A 2,812-nucleotide genomic window follows, 5' to 3' on the forward strand; every position below is an offset into this window, starting at 1 on the left:
ATGAGGAAGCTTGCGATGATCGTCTTGGGCGCCGCAAGCGCCCGCTTGAGCAGGGCGTGGTAGTGACCGCGCAGCCAGCTAAAGCCACGCTCGAAGGCCTGCTGGAACCGGGTGAAGGGGTTGCGCGACGGCGGCGCAGCCACCGGATGCCCCCCGTGATGGGGAATGGCGTGAAGCAGGTAGCGCGCCATCGTCGGGACCAGCGTGCGCGACAGGATGAACGAGCCGATCAGGGCGAAGACCACGGCCTCCGCCAGCGGCCGGAACAGATAGCCGGCAACGCCGCCAAGCTGGAACATCGGCGCGAACACGATGTCCAGCACCAGCAGCGTCACGAAGGCGGGGATCACGATCTGCTGCGCGCCATCCAGGATCGCCGGCTCGATTTCCTTGCCCTGCTCCAGATGAAAGAAGATGTTCTCGAGCGTGACCGTGCCTTCGTCGACCAGCATGCCGACTGCGAGCGCAAGGCCGCCGAGGGTCATGACGTTGATGGTCTGCCCCAGCGCGGCCAGCAGGATCATCGAGAACAGGATCGACAGCGGAATCGAGATGATGATGATGATGGTCGAGCGCCAGCTGCCAAGAAACAGGAGAATCATCATGCCGACCAGTGCGGCGGCGAGCACCGCCTCGCGCAGCACCCCGAAGATGGCCGCCTTGACGAACACCGACTGATCGCCCACCGCGTGCACGCGCAATCCGCTGGGCAGGCTTTCCTCCACCCGCGGCAGCAGCGTCTTTATTCCGTCGATGACGTTGAGGGTCGACGCCGATCCGGCCTTGAGGATCGTCATCAGCACCGAGCGGGCGCCGTTAACCCGCACCATGTTGACCTGCGGCGGCGACCCCTGATGGACGTAGGCGACATCGCGCACGAAAATGACGGCGCCGTTAACCTTCTTCACCGGCAGGTCGTTGATCTTCTCCAGATTGACCGGGCTGGCGTTGAGAGACACGTTCCAGTCGAATTTGCCGATCTTCTGGTCGCCGGCCGGAAGGATCAGATTTTGCGCCGAGACGGCATTGACGACGTCTTCCGCCGAGACGCTGTGCGCCTGCATCGCCTGCTGGTCGAGATCGATCTGCACCTGCAGGATCTGGCCGCCGTATGGCGACGGCACGGCGGCGCCCTGGACGGTGGCAAGCTGCGGTCGGATGAAGTTCTGGCCGAGATCGAACAGTTTCATCTCGGGCAGCGTATCGCTCGACAGCGCCAGCTGCAGAATGGGGACGGTCGCCGCGTTGTAGCTCAGCACATAGGGTGGGGTGATGCCGGGGGGCAGCAGCTTCAGCACGGTTTGCGAGGCCGCCGTCACCTGCGCCAGCGCGGTGCGGATATTGACCCCCTTCTGGAAGAAGATCTTGACCACGCCGTAGCCGGAGAGCGACTGCGACTCGATGTGCTCGATGTCACCGACCTGGGCGGTCAGGAAGCGCTCGTAATAGTAGATGACGCGGCCCGACATGTCGTTCGGCAACAGGCCGGTATAGGTCCAGACGACGCTGACAACCGGCACGTTGATGTTCGGGAAGATATCGGTCGGCGTCCGCAGCGAAGCGAGCACGCCGAATATCGCGATCAGAAGCGACAGGACGACAAACGTGTAGGGCCGCCGAAGCGCGGTCAGAACGATCCACACGGCCCTTTCCCCCTAAACCCCTGCCGGAATATCGATGTCAGGCCGCCCCGCAGGCAGCCCCGATCCGGATATCCGGATCCGCGAAGACCTGCCAAGGCCGTTCGATACTCGTGCCGCGGAAGCGACGAAAAGACGCAGATTCGCCCGCGGCAAATGGGTCGACTTACGACCGAAAGACGCGGTCCGGATCGAATTGCGACCCGACGGTACGCTATCAGGGTTCAACGGTCCGGGCGAGAAACTCGCGATCCACCGCAAGTACTGGTTGGATAACTTCATAAGAACCGCTGTATCTTTCCGCACCGGAGATCGAAGCATCAGGTCAATCGGACCGGACTGGGCGGATCGCGCCGGACCCACTGCTTCAGGGCGGAAAATGAGGAGCCTGCTGCATTGCCACAACTAATATAAAATTTATGCTCTGATAAGCATGTTCCGCGACTTTCACGCCCTGGATTTCGGGCAGCCATTCGACGTTTCAACACAGAATTGAACGCCCGAAAGCGCCCGAAAAGTGTGACCGAATTTCCCGGCTTTACAAAACTGTCATCCGCGCCTTTCGGATCGCCGGTCTGCTACCGCTTTCCGAAGATCACGCTATGCCTCGGCACTCACCTTTCATGGGCTCGGAAAGTTATCGGCGGCCGCCAGTGAACTCATGGTTCTACCGCCCTCAGGACTTGCGCGGCCGACCTCGCTTGGCAAAGACCACGCCTCGCTCGTCAGCCGAGCGGCGCAGCGCGCCGGCCAGTTTGAGGGCTTTATTGCGTTCAGGCCCGGGCGCCATTTGACGCGCCAGTTCGAGCGCGTCGGCCGCGGCCTCGTCCCGATCCAGCCGATGACGACCGGACGAGCGTTGAGTTTCCTTGCTCATCGCCCAGAAGCGCTCCCGGCCCGTGCCTTGGGTTTCTGATGATGTTTGAATCACGAGCTGAACAAATCTGGCGCGATTTACCGGCATCGTCAATATCGCGTTCCATCGCACGGAACGCCGCACAGAGCGTTGATTCGGCGATTAATTTTTCATGCCGGTGATCGACGAGGAGACCGCGCGGGGGTCGCGCTGCGGCCAACGGCCGCTCTCGGCGTGCTTGAGAAAATCGCCGACGATCCGGTTGTACTCCTCCGGTTCTTCGATGTTGATCGCGTGGCCCGAATTCGGGATTACC

2 protein-coding genes are annotated in these 2,812 nt (G+C 61.8%); both read right to left on the bottom strand.

The features are described 5' to 3' along the window. Window positions 1–1,643, bottom strand: a 1,643-nt coding sequence (locus NEZ08_RS03355) for an efflux RND transporter permease subunit (protein WP_298103493.1), incomplete at its 3' end; no start/stop codon positions are given. A 673-nt stretch (window positions 1,644–2,316) separates the two neighbouring features. Further along, window positions 2,317–2,610, bottom strand: coding sequence for a hypothetical protein (locus NEZ08_RS03360; protein WP_298103496.1), 294 nt, complete (start codon window positions 2,608–2,610; stop codon window positions 2,317–2,319). Window positions 2,611–2,812 lie beyond the last annotated feature (202 nt).

Source organism: Bradyrhizobium sp., assembly GCF_027451485.1.
Classification (GTDB): Bacteria; Pseudomonadota; Alphaproteobacteria; order Rhizobiales; family Xanthobacteraceae; genus Bradyrhizobium.